We start from the raw sequence: 507 nt of genomic DNA on the forward strand, positions 1-507 counted from the left end.
CGCTGGAACTGCAGGCTGGAATGCCGGCGCAGCATGGCTCGCGCAAAGGTTCGGCTGCCGCCTACAGTCTGAAGAGTGTCCGTCAGCAAGAGCGAGCCGTGGCTGAGCAGTCTGAGCGAACCTATCAAAGACTGTTTAACCGGTGGAAGCAGTCGCGTCCCAAATCAGACAGCGCGCCGATACGATGGCCGGAAGCGCGGACATAGCGAACGAGCGAAGTACGGCGTGGGGGCTTGTGTATTTCATCCGTGGTGTACACGACCCGTCTAATCTCCGGCGGGAACACGTAGAACGGTACGACGTGCTCCCATGCCCGCTGCCACGACTGCACGATCGTCGGGTACTTCGCGCCCCAAGGTCCGTCGGCGAAGTCTTGTAGCGCCTGCCTCGCCGCCTCTTCGCTGGCGGCCGCGTAGATCGGGCGTAGCGCGGCGGCCAGGGCCTTGCGATCCTTGTAGCTGGCGTACTCCAGACTGTTGCGGATCAGATGTACGATGCAGGTCTGAA

General features: G+C 62.1%; 1 pseudogene. It reads right to left on the minus strand.

Annotation, left to right across the window (positions count from 1 at the left end):
* Positions 1-238: 238 nt before the first annotated feature.
* Positions 239-507, minus strand: a pseudogene (locus G3O00_RS43145) (transposase); the annotation flags it as partial.

Origin of the sequence: Burkholderia sp. Ac-20384 (assembly GCF_017104605.1) — a bacterium.
Classification (GTDB): Bacteria; Pseudomonadota; Gammaproteobacteria; order Burkholderiales; family Burkholderiaceae; genus Burkholderia; species Burkholderia lata.